Origin of the sequence: Adhaeribacter aquaticus DSM 16391, from assembly GCF_000473365.1 — a bacterium.
Taxonomy (GTDB): Bacteria; Bacteroidota; Bacteroidia; order Cytophagales; family Hymenobacteraceae; genus Adhaeribacter; species Adhaeribacter aquaticus.
In genome coordinates, this window is sequence record NZ_KI421517.1 from 2,333,632 (window position 1) to 2,351,618 (window position 17,987).

Below are 17,987 nucleotides of genomic sequence, written 5' to 3' on the forward strand. Positions count from 1 at the left end.
AAGTTGTTACTACTACCTTTTTATTACGCATGAATAAAAAGAATAGGTAATTTACTTTGGTACGTAAGCTGCTCTGAAAAACTTTGAGTAAATAAATTACTAAAGAAACCTTTTCTTTTCTTTAGTATCACCAGTAAATCTGCTTCTTTGCGGGTTAAATAATCTTTCATTCCTACCACCTCATCCGGGTGCACTACCTCGTGAAATCCTAAATCATATTCGGGCAGGGCAGTACGTAAGTCTTGCCGGAACAGGTTAGCTTTCGATTCACTGGAACTACTTTCAGTTGAACTCACGTGTACTATTTCTACCGAGGCATCAAATAATCGGGCAAATCCTAACAGATAGCTTAAGGCCTCAGTATCTTCTTCGTTATAGTCAGAAGCATAAACAATTTTATTAAATTCAGCGGGCACAGCATTAACCGGAATGGAGAGCACCGGACACTTAACATTTTGAATAATTAATTCCGTATTACTGCCCACCAATATTTCTTCCAGGGTATTCCCTCCTCCCGTAGACCCAACTACTACCAAAGTGTAACCACCTTCCTCAGTAAGTTCTTCAACTGCATCGCCCAGTAGATTTTCCTGCACCAAATAATCGACTTTTAGCTGGTGGCCGTGGGTTTCGGAAAGGTGCCGGCACAAAGCATTCAATTTATCAATTGCCTGACGACGTTGCTCGCCGGAAGCTTCCGTTGCAGCAAAAGCGGCATCAGTGGTTCCTATTTTGGGCAAGTGCAGCGCATGGAAAACGGTTAGAGGCGCCCCTGACTTTTGAGCAATAATGGCTGCAAATTCAACTGCTTTGGTAGCGGCTTTCGAAAAGTCAGTCGGGCATAAAATCTTGTTCATATAAAAGTGGCTTTGGTTCTGCTCCTATTAGCAGCCTATTTACAAATTTATTATACGTCTCAATATTATAAATTTGTTATGTTCTGCCCGGAAAGAAAGCCTAAATGAATAGCAAATGCTTTTTTTTCTAAAAAGCATAGTTCCTATAGGATAAACAAAAGCTTTCACTTGCTTTAACTGACTTGAAAGGAAAGATTCTTAGTATTTTTGGCTTTTTATAAGTTTAACTAAGCGGTAGCTAAAAATACCAACAGCGAAAAGAAACATCACAGATTGAAGCAAAATCCCCGGCCGATCAGGTTGAAGGCCATTTATATTTGCCCAAATTTGGAACGGAAGTACCAGGATAAAGTAAACCGGAAAGAAAAAATTGAAGAATATTTTTACAATTTGAGAGAATGTTTTCATAGGGTTTACCGTGATATTTGTATAAAAATATATTTACTGAATCTTCTATTTGCTACTTTTTCTTCCTGCTTCAATGCCCCTCATTTGCTAGATGCACATGAAACATATTAGCTCTTCAATATACTAAAAAGATATAATCCAGTTCTTTCCAGCGGGTATTGTTTTCTCCTAAATACTTTACTTTCAATACCTGCCAGACTTACTCTCTGCTAAAAGCTTTTATTTCTTCCCAATTCCAGTATTTTTTAGGTTGAATATCCGAGTAGCTGATTTGGAAATACTGCGTAATGATGGATTTTAAATTATCCGGAGTAATGGTTGAAGCATAAATGGGCCGCTCGGTAGGGTTTGCATACCGCTCCCGTTTGTTTAATGTATTTCCTGCTAATCGCAAAATAGGCCCAGTATCTGTTATGTGTTCTCCGGTCCAGGAATAGCCGGATTTCTCCACGTTATTTAACTGCTTAATTAAGGGCTTCAGCGGAAGTCGGGGTAAAGTTGACCGCGATGCCAGATCGATCCAGGTGGTATACTTGTATTCTAGTTCGTAACGCTGCCCATTGTATATAGCTAATACCATATCAAAACCTCGGGTTTTGCTAAAGAGCGCATAATAATGTACGGGTTCGGGTAAATTAATGATTACTAACCCAATCTCCGGATATTTTTGTATGCTAACTTCCGGTTGATTAATAAGTTTATAGCCCGCCATTACTTCCTTATATTCCTGCTCCCAGACTGATTTAAAGGCATCAGTATCGTTTAAAACCGCAGCAAACTCCTGTAAAAAATAGTTAAATTTAGGCACCGAGGCCATTACCTCATTTTCTTCTTGTTCCTCGGCTCCAAATGGCGGATAAAACAGTTCCTTTTCCTTTGCATTAATCCAGCAAACTAATTTTAAAGCTTTATCCGCTTCGGGAACCTGTAAATCCAGTTCCCTGAAATCACCAATCAAGGCCATTTGGCGGAGTAGCTGTTCGTTTTGCAGGGCTACCTCCTGATTTAAAAGCGCCCACACCCCTACAAAGCCATCAATATCAAAATGATTGGCCGTAACGGCTTCTTCTTCTAAGCCTGCTACATTTTGATGCAAGGCATTAAAAACAATGTCGGCACTGGTATCCCCCCGTAAGTCATCCGGCGTACGCGCTCCCCGCCAATGCGATAGTACCAGCCCATTCGGGTGCATACTATCTACAATAATTGCTTTTTGCTTTTTTACTGCGGTAAAGGGTATGTATTTGCGAGGCATATAGGTCAATTCTGGTTTAAAGGTAGCTAAATACTGGTACGTACCACGGCAAAACTACCTGCGCCCACTTCTTCGGTTTTTAATTTTATCTATGTTTTTATTCTTTATCCAGTTCAGGTACTTTTGCAGGGCTTCCGCTTTTTGTAAATCCTGAATGGTTCTGAAACTGCGGGCCAGCTCCTGATTAGAAAAGGTAAGATGAATAGTACTGTGGCAGGGCTGGCACAAACCTACTGTTTCTGTATGTTTGCCTCCTTCTTGTTTGGGCAACAAATGATGTTTGGTAACAAAACTTACTTCCCTATTACAAAGCTCACAAACTGATATGTCTTTCCGCTGCTGTGGCATCCTGCATATATTTAAGTAAGGTTATACTGGTGGGTTACTCCTTATTTTTGTTTTCTAACGTATACAGCAGCTCGTTTATACGTTACTTACTTTGGCCCGGGCAAATACAGGCTAATTCTATTTTTTAAGTATTTTATGTCAACTACTCCTGATAACACTTTTCTTACCTCCAACCCCGAGGAAACTTTGGTACCCAAAGCTCAGATACGGGAAGGCTGGTTACTTTTTTTGCTTGCAACCATTCAGTTTACGCATATTATTGACTTTGTCATTATGATGCCTTTAGGCCCCCAGCTGATGCGGGTGTTTCAGATTAACCCGAAAGAATTTGGGTTTATGGTGTCGGCCTACACATTCAGTGCTGCTATCTCGGGGTTTATCAGCACCTTGTTTATAGATAAGTTCGATCGAAAAAACGCCCTTTTGGCCTTATACGCTGGCTTTATATTTGGCACTTTTTGTTGTGCCATAGCTCCCACTTACGAACTGCTATTAGTGGCAAGAATTATAGCCGGTGCTTTTGGCGGGGTAATCGGGGCATTAGTATTTGCTATTATTGGGGATGCCATTCCGGAAAACCGGCGTGGAGCAGCCACCGGTAAGGTAATGGCAGCGTTTTCGGTTGCCTCTATAGCCGGAGTACCAGTAGGCTTGTACCTGGCCAGCAAAGTAGACTGGCATGCACCATTTTACGCTTTGGCTGCTATGAGCTTATTGGTTTTAATTGGTGCTTACTTTTTATTACCAGCCTTGCGGGGTCATTTAACCAATGCCGTTAAAACTAACCCATTGGCGGTAGTGGGGGAAATACTCCGAAATAAAAACCTGCTGTGGGCCATGACCCTGATGGTGGCCTTAACCCTGGCCGGCTTTACCGTAGTACCTTTTGTAAGTCCTTACCTAGTAGCCAACGTAGGATTTGCCGAAAGTGAATTGGCCTTTATGTATTTATTTGGAGGTTTAGCTACCGTTGTGACCTCTCAGCTAGCTGGTCGGCTCTCCGATCGTTATGGCAAACAACGTATTTTTATTTATACGGCCTTATTTTCTATTATTCCTATTTTAGCTATTACTCATTTACAACCAGCACCCCATTATTTGGTATTGATGGTAACTACTACTTTCTTTATTGGTTTCGGGGCCCGGTTTGTACCTGCTATGTCCCTAATTACCTCAAGCGTATCCCCTAATTTAAGAGGTAGCTTCATGAGTTTTAATTCTTCAGTACAACAAATGGCCGCCGGGCTATCTGCCTTTCTTTCCGGCCTGATCATTCAAAAATCCAGCACAGGCCCGCTTCTCCACTTTGGTACTATTGGCATTATTGCCACCGTAGCTACCATCCTTTGCCTGTTTATTGTGCGGCAACTAAAAGTAATTAGTTAACCCTATTTACATAAAAAAAAGGCTGCTTAAGTAAAGCAGCCTTTTTTTTATGTAAGCTTAGTTCTTTATTTTAAAGATCGGAACCAGGGAATAACAGATAGCATCATTGGTTCAACACTACTGCTGTGGGTACCTCCTTGTATGGTTATAAATTCCAAATCTTTGGCGCCAGCAGCTTTTAATTTATCATAGGTTGTTTTAGAATTTTCAAAAAATACCGACTGATCAGCGGTTCCCTGATAAATTTTAGTTGGGGTGGCTGGTACCCAATTTGTATAAATAGAATTCGCAACGAGTGCTTTTTTCAAAGCTAATTCACCATCACTTTTCTGCAAATTTGCATAAAACGTTGGGCTAAATAATTTAGTCGGATCGCTGGTCAGGGCCCTGTTAATAGTTCCGGCACTATTTATTCCATTAAACAAACCAGGAATATTAGTGGCATAAGGTTCCTGAAAGAAATCACTCATAGGGCGGTTCCAATCATACGTTTTATTATACGACTGCAGAATAAACGCCAGGTAATTCGGATTAGAATAAGGCTTGCTTTCTGAAATTTCACCTAACATTCCGGTTAAATCAAAACCACCTGCTCCTGCTGCCGAAGCCGTAACCTTAAGTTTATGAGCCGAATTAGTTTCTATTTCTTTCTGGGCGGCCATGGTTACATATCCCCCTTCGGAATAACCGGTCAGAAATAATTTATCATTTAAAGTAAGGCTATTCTTTTTGGCATACGATTTAGCCGCTTTTATAAAGTCTACTACAGCTAATGCCGAATGCTTTTGGTCATAATACGGATGAAAGATTTGTTTAGAAACTCCATAACCAATATAATCCGGAATTAAGGTTAAATAACCCGCCGAAGCAAAAAGCTCGAATCCGGAAAAAACAGCCGGAAAATTAGTGGGTGCACCTGCCTGCGTAAAAGTGGTTCCATGCTGGCCAGACAAAATAGGCAGGGCCTCTTTTGCATTCTTAGGTACACATAATAACCCGGAGGCTTCAATCTCCTTACCTTTATAAGTAGTTAAATAGGTTACATTATAAACCTGAACATCATATTTGATATCATTTTTGATTTGTGGAAAACCTTGCCTATCGGCCATAGCAACCAAAATGCTCTGGGGCAATTCGGTTATTAATTTTGCCGAAACAAAATAGTCTTTTTCTACTTCGGGCTGCGCCGCTGCTACCTCTTCTTCACGACAACTTACTCCCACTACCACCAGTAGCGCCAGTATCCAGGAGGCTAAAAAACTTCTTTTAAACATTATCTGATAGTTGATTTTGAAAAGTCTGAATCTCATATTGTAAACTGATAAATCAGCTACATAAGTTCCAATCAGTTCTTTACTAAATAGCCTAAAAAAATAGCTGCTCTGGAGCAGCTATTTGTAAACCATTACCAAAATCCTCAGACATTAAGTTTGCCATATTTCTTGGGCTGCACCCTTACTTTTCCACGGGCGGATACCTCCAGTTTAAATATATTATCATAATCGTTTTCCCCAATTAAAGCTACTGGTTTTTTAGCGCCAAAAGCTTCCACAATTGGCAACAAACTATTGGAATGGCCAACTATCAGGACTGTTTTTCCCTGGAAATCTTTTAAAATCCGGTCGCGCAGGCCGGTGTAATCATGCGGCTCGTAAAACTGGATAGGTTTACCAGCGGCAGTAGGTTTTATTGTTAACTGATTACGTTTATAAGGAGTAGAAAAAAAAGCATCTACCTCTACATCTCTTAAATACTGTTTCAGGTCTTCGGCTCTTTCCATGCCTGCCTCCGTTAAACCTGGGTTTTCATCATTCGGGTTGCTGGTAACTTTTTCTGCATGCCGTACCAGGTAAATAACGGTTTCCGCATTTTTACTGATAGCATTACCATTGGCCTGATTAGTACCCATTAACTTAATCACGGCCTCTACTAAAAAAATAAAGAGTAAAAGAAAGCGCCCCATCGTATAAAATTTTATAAAAACTTTTAAAAGATATAAAGCTTATAAATTAAATTCAAATTTAACGTCAAATATTTTTACGTATAAATCCTTAAGGGTAATCAGTATTTTTAATAATTAGTAGATTAACCTTTATGATAACAGCCTTTATAGTAGAAACTAATTTTGCTGGTTTCCGATAAATGGAGGGTAAATACTTTAAAAAGGAAGAATTAAAGAGGAGTTATTATGGCAAAAAAATCATTTTCAGAACTAATTAATAGCCCTGGTATGCCGGTTTTAGTAGATTTTTATGCCGATTGGTGTGGCCCCTGTAAAACCATGGCTCCAATTTTACAACAGGTGGCTGCCGATAATGCCGGAAAAGTTAAAGTTATTAAAATAGATGTAGATAAAAACCAGCCGGTAGCCCAGCAATACCGCATTCAGGGTATACCTACTCTTATTCTTTTTCACCATGGCAAAATAGTCTGGCGGCAGTCGGGGGTAGTACCACCTCAGCAGCTTAACCAGGTACTAAAGCAATTTGCGACTTAAAAGGATAAAGTAAAAACGGTATGTCCTGGCGCAGCATGGGCCACCCGTATGTTCCCTTTGTGGAGCCGCATAATTTGCCGGGACAAACTTAAGCCAATGCCAGAACCATTTTTCTTAGAGGTATAAAATGGCACAAAAATTTGATCTAAAATCTCTTCCGGAATACCTTTCCCGTTATCCTGCACTTCCAGTTTTACCCGGTCATAATCTGCATCATCGGTATAAGCCAGCAACTTTACCTGGGGGGCTAGTACTCCCTGGCAAGACTCCATAGCATTTTTAATTAAGTTAATGATTACCTGCTCAATTAGTTCCGGATCAATTTGTACTGGTAAGGCCCTGGTAGGCACCTGTAAGGATAATTTTATGCCACATTCGCTACATTCTTTTTCTACTAAGGTATACACCCCCTGCAGTAAATTTTTAAAATCAATTTCCTGGATGCGCGGGCGCGGAATACGGGTGAGTTTGCGGTACCGGTCTACAAACTGAAGCAGGCTCTGGCTCCGCTTTTCTATAGTTTGCAAGCCCATTCTTATATCATTTAAAGCTTCCTCATCTACCTCCGGTACCTGTGGTTTAAGCACCAGTTCAGTTTCTACCAGATTATTTATACTGGAAGCAAGCGAAATTACCGGGGTGATGGAGTTCATTATTTCGTGCGAAAGCACCCGCGTAAGCTTTTGCCAGGCATCCAGTTCCTGTCCTTCCATTTCGGAACGTATATTCTGAAACGATACAATTTTAAGCAGTTGTCCCTGCAACCGGAAAGAACTTAATTTTACCATCAGCAATAACTGATCGTCTTTGCGATTAAAATTTATTACCCGGCTTTCTTCCTGTTCCAAGCCCTCTACTACGCGTACCAACTCCGGACTTAAACGGGTTAAAGCATAAATATTTTTCAGAAACTGAATTTGTAGCAAATCTTTAGCGGCCTGGTTAATTAAATTTATTTCGCCGGTTTCATCTAAAGCTAAAATACCAATGCGCAGGTGTTCAACCAGGTTTTGCAGGTAAAAATGGTTTGCTTCTTTATCGGCTTTAATCTTCTGAAAAGTCTCCAACACACTATTCATCTCCAGGTGTAAGTCAGCAAATAATCCTTTTGTATATACCGGATCAAAACGCTGGGTAAAATCAGCATGACGTACCGCAGCAAAAAAGCGAGCCAGCTCCCGGTTTGTTTTTTCCAGAAACCGGAACAGTTCTATTACCTGACCAGCTACCAATAACAACAAACAAAAGGCAGATATATAGAGCTGTTTATAAAGCAGCACATAACCAAACAAGCCCATTGTAGCTAAGAGCAAGACTAAACGCCCTAAAACCCGCCACCGAAACTTATTATAAACCATATTTTTCTATGCGTCGGTAAAGAGCGGTCCTGGTAATACCTAGCTCGCGGGCCGCATGGGTAATATTGCCGGCATGCTTACTCAGCATTTTTTCTACCATCATTCGCTCCAGGGCTTCCAGGGTTAAATCTGTTTCCAGGTTAAGCGGTTTGGTAGTTGCCGGGGCAAAACTAAAATCTGCCAGTTGTAAGGTATTTTGCTCGCTCATAATAACAGCCCGCTCAACCGCATGATCCAGCTCCCGGATATTTCCCGGCCAATGGTATTCGTTTAGCTTCTTCAGAGTTTGTTTATCTATGCCCAGGTTAGGCTTCTGATACTTGCGGCGATACAACCGCAGAAAATGGTTCGCCAGCAAAGGAATATCTTCTTTTCGCTCACGCAGCGGCGGCAGCTGTATTTCCACTGTGTTAATGCGGTACAACAAATCTTGCCGGAACCGCCCCTGCTCTACCATTTCGTATAAAGGCATATTGGTAGCAGAAATAAGCCGGATATCAATGGGCTTGGGCTGGTTAGTTCCCAGGCGCGTAATCTGCCGGCTTTGCAAGGCGGTTAATAATTTCGCTTGTAGAGGCAGGGTCAGGTTCCCAATTTCATCTAAAAAGAGCGTGCCTCCGGAGGCAATTTCAAAACGGCCGGCGCGATCCTCGCGGGCATCGGTAAAAGAGCCTTTAGCATGCCCAAATAATTCACTTTCAAATAAAGATTCACTTACAGCCCCTAAATCAACGGTTATAAAAGCTTCCTGAGCTCTTTTAGATTTCTGGTGCAGGGCGCGCGCCGCCAGCTCTTTTCCTGTACCGTTTTCCCCTAAAATCAACACATTGGCATCGGTGGCGCCTACCTTTTCTATGGTCTGATACACTTTTTGCATGGGGGCCGATAAACCAATAAAATCGCCGTAATGGGTATTCAGGGCCTGGTTCAATTGCTTTTGCTTATCTACAAGCTTTTTAACCTCCAGCGTAGACTTCCGCAAGCGGGAGGCGGCATGTAAAGTAGCCAGCAGCTTTTCGTTTTGCCAGGGTTTTAATACAAAATCAGTAGCTCCTTCTTTCAGGGCCCTTACCGCTAACTCTACATCTCCGTAGGCGGTTATCATAATCACCACCGCTGCCGGGTCTATTTCCAGAATCCGGGCCAGCCAATCAAAACCTTCTTTACTGTTAGTTGCGCCGGCCGTATAATTCATATCCAGCAAAATCACATCAAAAGTATCTATTTCCAGGTGCTGGGGAATTTTACTCGGGATAGGCTCGGTACGTACGTAGTTGAAATGCTGCTTCAGAAAAATTCGGCCGGCAGTTAAAATATCTTCTTCGTCATCTACAATTAAAATGCGGCAATCAGATTTTGGGCTCATGAAAAATCAGGCTTCAGGGAATGTACCTGGTACTTTTACTAAAAGAACAGATTATGTTTTAATATTACTTATTTGCGGTTGCTTTTACAAAGGTTTTTATCCAAACTAGCTTATTGAATGCTTTTTACCAGTGCCAGTTATCAAAAAAACAGAACGCTATGGCTGCATTAAAAATTAAACTTAATTAATAACTGGATAGGTAAAATTGCTGCTTTATCACCTCCTCCAACCTTTTAGAGCCTCCTAGTAATCTATGGCAGCTCGTTTTCTGATACAGGTCCAGCATATTTTTTAAAAAAAAGAGGAATATAAGGGGTAGCCGGAGTGGCCATTTCTTTCTTTTGTGGCAATCAAGTATATTAGGAGGAGAATAACCATTTTAAGCATTCAGGCTAGTCTGCTTACAGGCTCACCTATTACTAAATGCGGAAAAGGTATAAAAGCACGCATGTTAAAAAACTATTTCACAATTGCCTGGCGCAACCTGGTGCGTAATAAAATTTATTCTGCCATTAATATCATTGGGCTGGCAACGGGCATTTCGGCGTGTATCCTTATTTTTCTGTACATCGAGGATGAATTAACCTATGAGCGCGACTTCCAAAATGTTGACCGGATTGCAAGGGTAGTTACCAATGTAAAAATGCAGGGGCAGGATGATAAATTTGCCCGCTCGCCCTATATTTTAGGAAAAACGATAGCGGGAAAGTACCCTGAAGCAGAAGTCGTAACGCAATTAATGCCTATTACCAAACAGACCATCTGGATTGGGGAAAAGTCTTTTAACGAAGACTATATGTTCTTTACAGACAGCCGCTTTTTCGAGGTATTTACTTATGAACTTATTAAGGGAAATTTCTCTACCGCCCTTATTGCCCCGCAAACTATTGTTATTTCAGAAGAGCTGGCCAAAAAATACTTTGGGGGTGCCGAGGAGGCCATGGGACAAACCATTCAGTTTACCCGTAACCGCTACCACATTACCGGTATATTTCAGGATCCAAAACATTCGCACCTCAAAATAAATGCCCTGCTTTCAGTAAATACACTAGTACAGTTGCCCCAGGACAGCAGTACTCAAGCTAAAGTATTAGAAACTAACTGGCTGAGCTTAAATTGGTACACCTACGTATTGTTATCAGACAAAGATCAACTGCCTGTTTTAGAGCAAAAGTTAGCCGCACTAAGCCAGCATACCGTTGCTCCCTGGATTAAAGAAAATGCACTGACCGCTCAGGAAACCTTCCACCTGCAACCTATCCAGGATATTCATTTAAACCCCGATTGGAAATTTAGCATAACGCCTCCCGGCAATAAAGCCTATGTGTATATTTTTAGTTTGGTAGCCATTTTCATTTTACTAATAGCCTGTATCAACTACATGAACCTGGCTACGGCCCGTTCTGCCAAGCGGGGGCGCGAGGTAGGTTTACGCAAGGTGGTAGGTGCCACCCGCTCCCAATTAATAAAACAATTCATCGGCGAATCGGTATTTATTGCATTTTTTGCCATTTTACTGGCCCTGGCCCTGGTAGAAATTTCCCTGCCTTATTTTAACTCCCTTACCGAAAAGAATTTCTCTTTTACTTATTTCAAACAGGGCTCTTTTCTGTTGGCTTTAGCCGGAATTATTTTATTTGTTGGTTTAGCAGCCGGCAGCTATCCGGCCTTTTTCCTCTCCAGGTTTAAACCAGTTGATGTTCTTAAAAAAGATAAATCGCCGTTAAGCAGCAATACTTTATTACGAAAAGCTTTAGTAGTTACGCAATTTACCATCTCCATTATATTAATAATAGGGACTATAATTGTTTTCAGCCAGTTGCAATACATAAAACAAGCTGAATTAGGGTTTAATAAAAACCAGCTAATAGCGCTGGAAATTCCGGTAGGCGATACGCTGTTGCTCCGGCAGATTCCAGAAATAAAAACAGCGCTCTTACGCAACCCCAACGTTGAGAAAGTAGCCACCACGGTTAATATACCCGGCGATATAAGCTCCCGCATTATTATGCTGCTGGAGCAAAATGGCAAACAGGAAGAAAAAACAAACCCGGTCATGTTTGTAGATTATGATTTTCTGGACTTATTGAACATTCAGGTAATGCAGGGAAGAAATTTCTCCCTGGACTTGCCAACTGACCTGACAAAAAGTGTACTGGTAAACCAAACGCTGGCAAAGGCCATGGGCTGGCAAAACCCCATAGGTAAAAAAGTCCAGTTAATAGATTACGATGCCCGGGTAGTAGGCGTGGTAAAAGATTTTCATTATACCTCGTTACACACGCCTATTGAACCTTTGGTAATAGCCTTGGCTCCCAAACTTCCGGGTTATTTACTTATTAAAGTTAATACCAATAATTTATCCCGGACGCTTAACTTTATAGAGCAAAAATGGAAAGCATTTGATACCCGGCACCCCATGGAGTATTTTTTCCTGGACCAGTATTTTGATAAACAGTACCGCACAGAGGAAAAAATGCTAACCATATTTGGTTACTTTGCCGGACTCACCATTATTATTGCCTGCCTCGGCTTATTTGGCTTAACGGCCTTTACGGCCGAACAACGAACCCGGGAAATCGGCATCCGGAAAGTTTTAGGAGGCTCGGTGGCAGATATCATTATTTTACTATCCAAAGATTTTGCCTGGCTTGTATTAGTAGCTATTGTACTGGCTTGCCCTATTGCCTGGTACAGCATGCACCGCTGGCTCCAGGGCTTCGCCTACCGGGTTACCATCCATTGGTGGATTTTTATGTTAGCCGGTACTTTCGCTATTTTGCTTACGATGCTTACGGTAGGGATGCAGGCGGCCAAAGCAGCCGGGGCCAATCCGGTTAAATCGCTCCGGTCAGAATAATTTTAATATAGAAATAAGCCTATTTACTATATTGCAAACTTTCCAGTGCTGCTACCAAAGGCTTAACTATACCTATTACAATATTAAATGGCTTATGTAATTCCCTGCTTAAACAAATTGGTACAATATTAGCCATCACCGAACTGATTACCCTTACCTGAGTGTTATACCCTAAACCCGATTATCCACTATATGAAGAAATTACTTTTGTTTTATGCCTGTTTCCTGTTACAAATGGCTGCTTTTGCCAATGAAGAACCCGAACTGGCTAAACAACAGACCTACCAGTTTTCTTTAGACCTAACCCAGGTGAAAGAAGACCGGATTCCGGTTACTTTAAAAGTACCAGCTATTAAACAAAAAGAAATAATTTATAACCTGCCCAAAATGGTACCGGGCACCTATGCTATTTACGATTTCGGAAAATTCGTTACCGAGTTCCGGGCCTACGATAAAAAAGGCCGCACCTTATCCGTACAACAGCTCGACCAAAACCGGTGGAAAATTAAAAATGCATCGGCTTTAGACCAGATAACTTATTGGGTGGACGACACCTTTGGCAATACCAAGAAAGCCGATATTGTTTTTGAACCGGCCGGTACCAACATTGAAGAAAACAAGAATTTTCTTATAAACCCGCACGGCTTTATTGGCTACTTCGATGGCATGAAACGGGTACCTTACGAAATTACCATTACCAAACCCGAACAATTTTACGGTTCCACGCCGCTAAAAGCAGTTAAGTCTACTCCTTCTACCGATACCTACCGGGTAGAATCGTACATGACCGTAGTGGACTCTCCGTTGATGTACAGCGAACCTGATACAGCCATGTTAAAAATTGGGGGGGCCGATATTCTGATTTCTGTTTACTCGCCTAATAAAGCGGTACGAGCGACTACCATACAGCAAAATATCCGGGAAACATTAGAAGCGCAGAAAAACTATTTAGGCGGTAAACTTCCTGTAGATAAGTACGCTTTTTTAGTTTATGTAGACGATGTTTTTAATTCCTCTGGCGCTTATGGAGCCCTGGAGCACTCTTATTCATCCGTTTATTATTTCCCCCCGCTGGAGCCGGAACAAATTGCCAACCAGATCAGAAGCATTGCGGCGCACGAATTCTTTCATGTGGTAACGCCATTAAGTATTCATTCAGAAGAAATTGGCGATTTTGATTACATCCGGCCTAAAATGTCGAAGCACTTGTGGCTTTACGAAGGCGTAACCGAATACTTTGCCTCGCATGTACAGGTAAACCAGAAGCTAATTACCCCGGAGCAGTATTTAACAAAACTGAAGGGCTACATTGCTTTCTCTAAACAGTACAAAGACGAATTGCCGTTTACCGTAATGAGTAAAGGAGCTTTAGATGACCATGCTGCCCAATATGGTAACGTATACCAGAAAGGCGCGCTGATAGGCATGGCCCTGGATATCAGGCTGCGTGAGTTATCAAACGGCAAATACGGTGTGCTTAATTTAATGACCGACTTAGCTAAAACCTACGGCAAAGACAGGTCTTTTAAAGACGAAGAACTCTTTGATAAGATTACAGCGCTTACTTACCCGGAAATAAGAGATTTCTTCCGGAAATATGTAGAAGGACCAACGCCTTTACCTTATACCGATATTTTTAACACCGTAGGTATTACTTACGCGCCTAAACTAACCGAACAGATTAACACCTTTGGCAAGGTAGAAACAGCTGTAAACAAAGATGGACGGGTACTTATTGCCGGCACCAGTAACATGAACGAATTCGGTAAAAAAATGGGTTACCAGCAAGGTGATGTGATCATGGCTGTAAATGGCCAGGAAGCTACTTCCGTTAACATGAATCAATTAATCAGCCAGTATGTAACAAATGGGAATGTTGGTGATAAACTACAGGTAACGGTACAGCGGCGCGACAATAACGGCAAGCCCATTACCCTTAAATTAGAAGGAAACCTGATGAAAGTAGCCGTGGAAAGCACCCATGTATTACGCCCCGATCCGCAAGCAACAGAAAAACAGAAACAGTTGCTGGAAGCCTGGCTATACAGCTCTTTATAATACCTGCTATTCAGCTTTAGAATACCCCCTGGAGACTAAGTTCTTCAGGGGGTATTTTTTTTTACCGGCTACGCTTCCAGCAAAAAAAATTAAATCATTATAATAAATTTGTTACAAAACACCCAAAACTGCGCATAATAAACATTTACATAATTATTGATTATCAATATATTAAACAAATTTAATATCTATTTATAACAATAAAACCTATGTTACGCAGCACCCGCAAATTTCCTTTATTCATGGCTTATTTAATAGTACGTTTATGCCAGTGAAATCCGCTATAGCTATGAATACATCTGAAATTCTGAACCAAACCCTAGCTTGGCTTTATTACAAAGACCAGGAATCTCCGGGAAGCATGTGGGATATCTCCAGCTTCTTAAATACTTTAGGATTGAAAACAGAGAGCCAGCTAATTGGCTTAGAACTGGCAGAACGGGGCTATTTACGCACTTATTTTCGTTACGAAACCAGAAATTCGTTTAATGCAGCCATTAACATGTCCGGAATTCAACAAGTGGCCCCAAAAGAAGTACACGCACTAACTCAGGTTATTCTTAATACGCTAAACAGCGAGCCAGAGAAGTATCATGATTTGTCTGAAATACCAGGCTTAGAGTCTAAAGAGTGGGCGCAGCTGGCAGAATTTGCCCGTTACCTGCTTAAGCAGGGCTGGATTGAGGCTAATAGCCGCGAAGAGAAACTTTTTGTAAAGCTTACTATTAAAGGCAGCATCTACTTAAGAAATCAGGATACAATTGCTTAGATTTTAAACGGATTTCGAAAGCTTTTAAATTATAACCCAGAAAAATAGCTGTACGGAAAACTGGGAGCTGAACCGACTTGGTAAATACTGACTTTACTGTCAATAAAGAAAAATACGAAAGAACCACCTGGCAAAATAAAAGGAAAATTTACGCCCAAGCCAGGCAAAATGCTTTTACTTAATTTTTTACTTCTTTTCTGAACAGGGGCGTTTGGAGAAGATTACCTGAAAAGGAATAACAATGGTTAATTTGTTAGTTTTGTTTGTGAGGAATCTGTAAAAAAAGAGCCTGCCTAAGCAGGTTCTTTTTTTTACAGAATAACTTAAGAGGCTCTCCGGTTAATTCGTCCGCCTGATAATTGCTTGATCATATCATCCAGAATCTCTTTCCCATAACCAATACGGTGAGCATATTCCTGACATAATACATACTCGCGGTCGTGCAGGTGGCCGTCTTCCAGCATAAATTGCACCAGGGTTTGCAGCTCCATGGTTTTCTGTAAACCATCCTCCGGAATAATAAAACTTAGTACACTTAAATTATCGGCTATGGGCATTACGTCTTCGGCTCTTAGGCCCAAGCGGTTACCGTATTCCAGTAATAGCTTGCTTTCCTGTTCATCCAGGCGGCCATCGGCAGCAGCTATTAATATTAAGTTCTGAAAAAAAGACAGCTTCTTTTGGGTAGTATCCAATAAGCTTTCTATAGATTGTTCTGGTTGCATATGCTACAAAAAAATAAAGTCCGTTTACATTATGGTAGCTTATTGAACGGAGGCGAAAGCGTAAAGTTTTAAACCGCCCACAGACTAGAACCCAAATATGTTTCCCTTTTTAGGCTCTTCTTTTGCCTTATTTTTATTCTTTTTAGACTTGTTATCACTCCGGTCAAAAATGCCAAATAAACCTCTCTTTTCCCGCTTTTCTTTTACCAGGATGTAGCGTATCGAGAAGCCACCACTTATTCTCCCCCAGTCTTCGTGGTTTACATGAAAAGCCGGTTTCACGTCCAGCGACAATAAAATAGGGAATATAGGCAATTTCATTTCGGTACCCAGTATCACATCGCCACCGTAAAAACCACCGGCATCTTTTAGATGCCCCACGTGGGCACCCGCCCCCAGGTACCAGTTAAACCCCTTCCCCATTATCGGGAAGTGATGCTCAAACAAAGCAGTACCGGATACCTCGCGGGTACCGGCCAATACGATACCTTCCAGGGTATTTCTTTCCATTATTTTTTGCTGAATGGTACCGCCAAAATCATTTTTACCGATTCTGATACCGGCTGCCGTACGGTACTTTTGTGCAGAGGCAGCTAAACAGAAAAAACAAAACGTTAGTAGTAGAAAATATTTTTTCATGCGTAAATCTTTTTCTTAGCCTTTACCAAAATCTTTGCCAGAAAAGCCAGATCCAGTCAGGCCAATATACGCGCAATTGCTTTAGAAGAATGAATTTTTTTAAAAGGAAAACCGAGGACCCTGATTTACAATATTTTTAAAAAGTAGTAGGCAGCTTAAGCCAGGCTACTTTTGCCTCCTTTTAACCTCCCGGGCATACCTGCCTTAACTGCCAGCGGGAGTTAGTATATTTTAAGTTTTGGGGTAGGCGTTTAACTAAAGAGCCCGAAATAAAAAAGAGGGTTTATTGTCAGCATTTCAGTCCGGGAAAAAACAAGGGCAAAAAGACTATCACCCAAGCAAATACCAGGTAAAATTACCCCTTTAATTACCCTAACGCCCTTGTTTTAGCCGGCTTCCCGGTGGTGCTCAGCATCCGAAATAGTGGCCGCCTCCAGGATATACCGAATGCGCTCAATGTGTACTTTCATTTCTTCGGCCCGTTCGCGCTGTACATCTGCCCACTTTTTGTTGCCCCGGTTAGTATCCTGAGTCGCCAAATTAATAAGCATGTTGCGGCGTTCTTCCAGGGTGCGCATGGCCACCCACAAGGTTTCCTCCAGCGCCGAATTCATGCCCGATAGTAATGACAGATCGGTGTAGGCGTGGCCGGAATGGCACCGGAAACGCGTAATGCCTTTTTCTTCTTTATTTATTTCCCAAAGGCTCCCACCACAATCGGGGCAGGAATAAGGCGCTCGTTTGCCTAGATTATCCATATCAGCAATACTGCTTGTTTCACTATTTATCATCACACGTTGGGCTATTTTAGCTTCCAGAATTATTTCGGGCGGAATGTTTCGCTGCTCTTCAGCAGGCTGATGCACCAGGCTCTCCAGTAAAGCCCCCATTTTTGCAACAGGTGTGGTGTAATCTACCTTTAAATTCCGGATCACATTGCGCGGCAAATCCGGATACTCCGCATCATTAGGCTCCTGCACTACCGTAATACCGCCGCAACGGTAAACACATTCCATACCCACCAGGCCATCGTTTAAAAAACCGGTTAATATTACCCCAATAACCTTAGAACCATGAATAGCAGCTGCCGAACGGAAAAGCGGATCGATGGAAGGCCGGAACTGGTTTTCGCGAGGGCCTTTTGCTACCAGAATATGCTGCTCATTAATAAGCAAATGATGATCACTGGGGGCAAAGTAAACCGTACCGTACCGGAAATGCGTGCCGTGGCTAGCCATTTCACAGGCTAATTCCGTACTTCTGGCCAGTCGCTTAACCAGGTAATCTGCATTGGAATCGGCAGAAAGGTGTTGCACAATAAAAATAGCGGCCGGCAGATTGGCTGGCAACGGGGCTAATAACTGGCAAAGCGCTTCCATGCCGCCCGCCGAGGTTCCGATAACAATAATATGATGGCCGCTTACCTGCATAAATAATGGGTTAGTTTTAAGAGATAATTGC

The 17,987-nt window shown here is 41.7% G+C and carries 15 protein-coding genes; 5 read left to right on the forward strand and 10 right to left on the reverse strand.

The window, feature by feature from the left end; translation table 11 throughout:
* Positions 1-23: 23 nt before the first annotated feature.
* The 3 genes from ADHAQ_RS0112350 to ADHAQ_RS0112365 all read right to left on the reverse strand — a co-directional run bounded on the left by ADHAQ_RS0112350 (position 24) and on the right by ADHAQ_RS0112365 (position 2,868).
* On the reverse strand, positions 24-857 hold the full coding sequence (locus ADHAQ_RS0112350) for a universal stress protein (RefSeq protein ID WP_026463200.1): 834 nt from the start codon (positions 855-857) through the stop codon (positions 24-26).
* A 607-nt stretch (positions 858-1,464) separates the two neighbouring features.
* Complete coding sequence (locus tag ADHAQ_RS0112360) at positions 1,465-2,520, reverse strand: DUF6687 family protein (RefSeq protein ID WP_026463202.1); 1,056 nt, start codon at positions 2,518-2,520, stop codon at positions 1,465-1,467.
* Positions 2,521-2,574: 54 nt separating this feature from the next.
* Positions 2,575-2,868 carry an HNH endonuclease family protein gene (locus tag ADHAQ_RS0112365; RefSeq protein WP_026463203.1) on the reverse strand — a complete coding sequence of 98 codons (294 nt, stop codon included), beginning with the start codon at positions 2,866-2,868 and terminating at the stop codon, positions 2,575-2,577.
* Positions 2,869-3,003: 135 nt separating this feature from the next.
* On the opposite strand from ADHAQ_RS0112365, the gene ADHAQ_RS0112370 reads away from it, so the two are divergent.
* Positions 3,004-4,254 (forward strand): MFS transporter, encoded by a 1,251-nt coding sequence (locus ADHAQ_RS0112370; protein ID WP_051359886.1) that lies wholly within the window; start codon positions 3,004-3,006, stop codon positions 4,252-4,254.
* A gap of 65 nt (positions 4,255-4,319) precedes the next feature.
* Here ADHAQ_RS0112370 and ADHAQ_RS0112375 read toward each other — a convergent pair whose 3' ends face one another.
* Together ADHAQ_RS0112375 and ADHAQ_RS25525 are read right to left on the reverse strand one after the other, a co-directional pair.
* The gene (locus ADHAQ_RS0112375; RefSeq protein WP_051359887.1) at positions 4,320-5,528 is read right to left on the reverse strand and encodes an alpha/beta hydrolase family protein; all 1,209 of its coding nucleotides are present in this window, start codon (positions 5,526-5,528) and stop codon (positions 4,320-4,322) included.
* 143 nt (positions 5,529-5,671) lie between these two features.
* Positions 5,672-6,217, reverse strand: a complete 546-nt coding sequence (locus tag ADHAQ_RS25525) for a histidine phosphatase family protein (protein ID WP_051359888.1) — start codon at positions 6,215-6,217, stop codon at positions 5,672-5,674.
* 225 nt (positions 6,218-6,442) lie between these two features.
* On the opposite strand from ADHAQ_RS25525, the gene trxA reads away from it, so the two are divergent.
* On the forward strand, positions 6,443-6,751 hold the full coding sequence (gene trxA, locus ADHAQ_RS0112385; RefSeq protein ID WP_026463206.1) for a thioredoxin: 309 nt from the start codon (positions 6,443-6,445) through the stop codon (positions 6,749-6,751).
* On the opposite strand, the gene ADHAQ_RS0112390 is transcribed toward trxA, so the two are convergent.
* Together ADHAQ_RS0112390 and ADHAQ_RS0112395 are read right to left on the reverse strand one after the other, a co-directional pair.
* Positions 6,748-8,109 carry a sensor histidine kinase gene (locus ADHAQ_RS0112390; RefSeq protein WP_026463207.1) on the reverse strand — a complete coding sequence of 454 codons (1,362 nt, stop codon included), beginning with the start codon at positions 8,107-8,109 and terminating at the stop codon, positions 6,748-6,750. The two genes, trxA and ADHAQ_RS0112390, sit on opposite strands and share 4 nt — an antisense overlap.
* Positions 8,099-9,475: a sigma-54-dependent transcriptional regulator gene (locus ADHAQ_RS0112395; protein ID WP_026463208.1), complete on the reverse strand. Its 1,377-nt coding sequence runs from the start codon at positions 9,473-9,475 to the stop codon at positions 8,099-8,101. The genes ADHAQ_RS0112390 and ADHAQ_RS0112395 overlap by 11 nt, the downstream gene beginning before the upstream one ends.
* Positions 9,476-9,923: 448 nt before the next feature.
* Here ADHAQ_RS0112395 and ADHAQ_RS0112410 point away from each other — a divergent pair, with 448 nt between their 5' ends.
* From ADHAQ_RS0112410 to ADHAQ_RS0112420, 3 genes are all read left to right on the forward strand, one after another.
* Complete coding sequence (locus ADHAQ_RS0112410) at positions 9,924-12,335, forward strand: ABC transporter permease (RefSeq protein WP_026463209.1); 2,412 nt, start codon at positions 9,924-9,926, stop codon at positions 12,333-12,335.
* A gap of 192 nt (positions 12,336-12,527) precedes the next feature.
* Positions 12,528-14,393, forward strand: coding sequence for a M61 family metallopeptidase (locus tag ADHAQ_RS0112415; protein WP_026463210.1), 1,866 nt, complete (start codon positions 12,528-12,530; stop codon positions 14,391-14,393).
* Between the two features lie 289 nt (positions 14,394-14,682).
* A complete protein-coding gene (locus ADHAQ_RS0112420) occupies positions 14,683-15,162 on the forward strand; it encodes a hypothetical protein (RefSeq protein WP_026463211.1) in 480 nt (159 codons plus the stop codon).
* 323 nt (positions 15,163-15,485) lie between these two features.
* Here ADHAQ_RS0112420 and ADHAQ_RS0112430 read toward each other — a convergent pair whose 3' ends face one another.
* The 3 genes from ADHAQ_RS0112430 to ADHAQ_RS0112440 all read right to left on the reverse strand — a co-directional run bounded on the left by ADHAQ_RS0112430 (position 15,486) and on the right by ADHAQ_RS0112440 (position 17,956).
* Positions 15,486-15,887, reverse strand: a complete 402-nt coding sequence (locus ADHAQ_RS0112430) for a hypothetical protein (RefSeq protein ID WP_026463212.1) — start codon at positions 15,885-15,887, stop codon at positions 15,486-15,488.
* A gap of 84 nt (positions 15,888-15,971) precedes the next feature.
* Positions 15,972-16,526 carry a hypothetical protein gene (locus tag ADHAQ_RS25530; RefSeq protein WP_051359889.1) on the reverse strand — a complete coding sequence of 185 codons (555 nt, stop codon included), beginning with the start codon at positions 16,524-16,526 and terminating at the stop codon, positions 15,972-15,974.
* Between the two features lie 386 nt (positions 16,527-16,912).
* Entirely contained in the window at positions 16,913-17,956 is a 1,044-nt protein-coding gene (locus ADHAQ_RS0112440) for a chemotaxis protein CheB (RefSeq protein ID WP_026463213.1), read from the reverse strand.
* Between the last annotated feature and the right edge of the window lie 31 nt (positions 17,957-17,987).

What these genes read in the sequence shown, in the direction of transcription:
- ADHAQ_RS25525 (WP_051359888.1), bottom strand. Translation starts at nt 6,217, where the DNA reads ATGGGGCGCTTTCTTTTACTCTTTATTTTTTTAGTAGAGGCCGTGATT.
- ADHAQ_RS0112395 (WP_026463208.1), bottom strand. Translation starts at nt 9,475, where the DNA reads ATGAGCCCAAAATCTGATTGCCGCATTTTAATTGTAGATGACGAAGAA.
- ADHAQ_RS0112360 (WP_026463202.1), bottom strand. Translation starts at nt 2,520, where the DNA reads ATGCCTCGCAAATACATACCCTTTACCGCAGTAAAAAAGCAAAAAGCA.
- ADHAQ_RS0112440 (WP_026463213.1), bottom strand. Translation starts at nt 17,956, where the DNA reads ATGCAGGTAAGCGGCCATCATATTATTGTTATCGGAACCTCGGCGGGC.
- ADHAQ_RS25530 (WP_051359889.1), bottom strand. Translation starts at nt 16,526, where the DNA reads ATGAAAAAATATTTTCTACTACTAACGTTTTGTTTTTTCTGTTTAGCT.
- ADHAQ_RS0112365 (WP_026463203.1), bottom strand. Translation starts at nt 2,868, where the DNA reads ATGCCACAGCAGCGGAAAGACATATCAGTTTGTGAGCTTTGTAATAGG.
- ADHAQ_RS0112370 (WP_051359886.1), top strand. Translation starts at nt 3,004, where the DNA reads ATGTCAACTACTCCTGATAACACTTTTCTTACCTCCAACCCCGAGGAA.
- ADHAQ_RS0112410 (WP_026463209.1), top strand. Translation starts at nt 9,924, where the DNA reads ATGTTAAAAAACTATTTCACAATTGCCTGGCGCAACCTGGTGCGTAAT.
- ADHAQ_RS0112415 (WP_026463210.1), top strand. Translation starts at nt 12,528, where the DNA reads ATGAAGAAATTACTTTTGTTTTATGCCTGTTTCCTGTTACAAATGGCT.
- ADHAQ_RS0112390 (WP_026463207.1), bottom strand. Translation starts at nt 8,109, where the DNA reads ATGGTTTATAATAAGTTTCGGTGGCGGGTTTTAGGGCGTTTAGTCTTG.
- ADHAQ_RS0112350 (WP_026463200.1), bottom strand. Translation starts at nt 857, where the DNA reads ATGAACAAGATTTTATGCCCGACTGACTTTTCGAAAGCCGCTACCAAA.
- ADHAQ_RS0112430 (WP_026463212.1), bottom strand. Translation starts at nt 15,887, where the DNA reads ATGCAACCAGAACAATCTATAGAAAGCTTATTGGATACTACCCAAAAG.
- trxA (WP_026463206.1), top strand. Translation starts at nt 6,443, where the DNA reads ATGGCAAAAAAATCATTTTCAGAACTAATTAATAGCCCTGGTATGCCG.
- ADHAQ_RS0112375 (WP_051359887.1), bottom strand. Translation starts at nt 5,528, where the DNA reads ATGTTTAAAAGAAGTTTTTTAGCCTCCTGGATACTGGCGCTACTGGTG.
- ADHAQ_RS0112420 (WP_026463211.1), top strand. Translation starts at nt 14,683, where the DNA reads ATGAATACATCTGAAATTCTGAACCAAACCCTAGCTTGGCTTTATTAC.